3 protein-coding genes are annotated in these 2,716 nt (G+C 74.4%); 1 reads left to right on the forward strand and 2 read right to left on the reverse strand.

The window, feature by feature from the left end; translation table 11 throughout:
* The coding region (locus HW577_RS23385; RefSeq protein WP_198378510.1) for a hypothetical protein at positions 1–603 on the reverse strand (603 nt) is incomplete at its 3' end.
* Positions 600–1,913 (reverse strand): M20/M25/M40 family metallo-hydrolase, encoded by a 1,314-nt coding sequence (locus HW577_RS23390; protein WP_198378511.1) that lies wholly within the window; start codon positions 1,911–1,913, stop codon positions 600–602. The genes HW577_RS23385 and HW577_RS23390, both read right to left, overlap by 4 nt.
* A gap of 174 nt (positions 1,914–2,087) precedes the next feature.
* Between HW577_RS23390 and HW577_RS23395 the strand changes: the two genes are divergently transcribed.
* Positions 2,088–2,716 (forward strand): MFS transporter (locus tag HW577_RS23395; RefSeq protein ID WP_198378512.1); only part of this gene is annotated, 629 nt, incomplete at its 3' end.

Below are 2,716 nucleotides of genomic sequence, written 5' to 3' on the forward strand. Positions count from 1 at the left end.
CCCCGCCGCGATCGCCGCCGCCGGCAGCAGGCCGAGCAGCAGGTAGGGCGTCGCCTCCCGCACCGTCGTCGCGAGCGCGAGCAGCACGCCCGCCAGCGCGACGGCGCCGAGCCCGCCACCCGCCAGCCCAGCGCGGAGCAGCAGCAGCATCGCCCCGGTGAACAGCAGCCCGAACAGCGCATCCGTCATCACGGCGGACTGCACCACGGCGCCCATGCCTGCCGCCGGCATCAGCGCGGCGGCGAAGGCGAGCGCGGGCGAGAGGCCAAGCGCGCGGGCCACGCGATGGGCCGCGGCCGCGACCACCACCTGCGCCGCCACCTGCAACCCCAGCAGCAGCATCGGCCAGCCGGCGGGCGAGATCCATTGCAGCGCCACCAGCACCGCCGGGTAGCCGATGGTGCGATACAGCGTGACCGGCATCGGCCCTTCCGCCAGCAGCGCCGCACCTTCGGGCCGCGGCCCGGGCACGAGTTGCATGGCATAGGCGAGGTAGGTCGGGCTGTCGGGCGTCTCCACGACGCCGAACACCGACGCCGCGACCAGCGCCGGCAGGGTGGAGAGCAGCGCGACGAGCGCGGTCGCGGCCCAGCCTCCCCTCACACCGCCGTCCCGCACCACAGGGCGATCAGCCCGGCGACCACCGCCACCCCGCGCTTGTAATCCGCGACATCCACCCATTCGTCGCGCCCGCCGTTCTGCGTCAGGTCGCCGCAGAGCGGACCGAGCCCCACGCAGGGAATCCCCGACTGGACCATCGGGTTTCGGATGTCGGAGGAGGTGTGCAGCGGGTTGATGTGCGGCGCCGTGCCGGTCGCGAGCCGCACGGCCTCGCTCGTCGCGGTCCAGAGCGGGTCGCCCTCCGCCACCTCGGCCCCGGTGACGCCGGAGACCCAGACGAGTTCCGGCGGATGGGCGCGCAGCCCGGCATCATTCGCCACCGCGTCGGCGAGCGCCTGCTCGACCTCCGCCTGCACCGCCGCGAGCGTCTCACCCGGCGGGAAGGCGAGCGCGCAGGAGAGCTGCACCGCCGGCGGCACGCGCGAGGCGCGGCCATCGCCGAGCGCGCGGATATCGCCGATCAGCAGGTTGGTGGACCGCCCGATCGCCTTTTCGAGCACGCAATGCCGCACCCGCGCCCCGCGGCGCGCATCCAACGCCCGCAGCGCGGCGATCACCGCGGGCACGAGATCCACCGGGTTCATCGCGAGATGCGCAAAGGCGGTGTGCCCCGGCTCCTGCGTGTCCGGCAGGCGGCCGCGCAGGATGATGCGGAAGATGAGCTGCCCCGGCGCGAGCGCCTTCACCTCCCGCATGCCGAGGCCGGATTCGGCCGGGTGCAGATAGACCGCCGCATCGGCCGCGACGCCGCCATGCAGCAGCGCGTGCACGCCGCGCGCATGGCGCTTGGACGGCGTGCTGGCGAGGATGACATCCCCCTTCGGCCGCAGCCCGGCGTCGCGCAGCACCCGAACGGCCTCGACCATGGTCGCGACCCCGGCGAGGTCGTCCGCCACGCCCCAGCCATGGATGCGCCCGGCCTCGATCCCGCCCGCGAAGGGGTCGTGCCGCCAGCCATGGTCGGGGTTGAAGGCCTCGCCGTCCGGATGGGCGAAGAAGATCACGCTGCGCCCGCCCCCGGTGCCGGGCAGGCGGGCGAGGATCGCCGTGCGCTCCTCCGTCGCCATGGCGGCATCCGAGGCGAATTCCTCCCGCAGCCGCACCTCGGCCGGGCGGTAGGCGCGGCGTTCCACGACGCAGCCGAGCGCGGACGCCGCCTCGGCGATGCGGGCCTGGACCGCCGCCTCGCCATCGCGCTGCAGGCGGATCAGGTCACGCAGGAAGGCGACGGAACCCTCGCCGGTCGCCTCGGCGGCGGCGGCGAGGCGGGCGGCGAGGTCGGTGCCGGACATGGAATCTTCCTGCGATGGGCGGCCGATGCTTCGGACTCTCGTTGCGTTGCGTCAAGACTCCAGCGCTGCGCCCGTGCAACCGCGCCATGCGCCGGCCCCACTGGCCCGGCGCCGGCGCGCCTGCCAGGGTGGCGGCGCCGGGAGGGACCCAGATGTCACAGACGCGACGCGGCGATGGCTGACGCCGCCCTGATCGATTCGCCGGCGGCCTGGCGGCGCCTCGGCATCGCCCTGCTGCTCTCCGCCATCGGGTCCGTGCCCATGTGGGCCGTCGTCGTCATGCTGCCCGCGGTGCAGGCGGAATTCGGCACGGCGCGCGCCGATGCCTCCCTGCCCTACACCATGACGATGGTCGGCTTCGTGGCCGGCGGCGTGCTGATGGGGAGGCTGTCGGACCGGTTCGGGGTCATGGTGCCGGTGCTGATCGGGGCCGTCGCGCTGGGCCTTGGCGGCGTCGCGGCGTCGATGGCGCCATCCGTCCTTGCCTTCGGGCTCGCCTATGGCGTGCTGCTCGGCTGCTTCGGCGCAGCCGCGGTGTTCGGGCCGCTGATCGCCGACGTGTCGCTGTGGTTCGAGAAGCGGCGCGGCATCGCCGTCGCGCTCGCCGCCTCGGGCAACTATGTCGCGGGCACGATCTGGCCGCCGCTGCTGCAATGGGGCGTCGAGACGATCGGCTGGCGGGACGCGCACCTTGCCATGGGCGTCTTCTGCGTCGCGACCATGCTGCCGCTCGCGCTCGCGCTGCGCCGCCGCCTGCCGCTGCCGCCGCCCCGCCGTGCGCGGGCTGCTCAAGGTCGTGTTCC

It is taken from the genome of Neoroseomonas rubea (assembly GCF_016106015.1).
GTDB classification, from domain to species: Bacteria; Pseudomonadota; Alphaproteobacteria; order Acetobacterales; family Acetobacteraceae; genus Neoroseomonas; species Neoroseomonas rubea.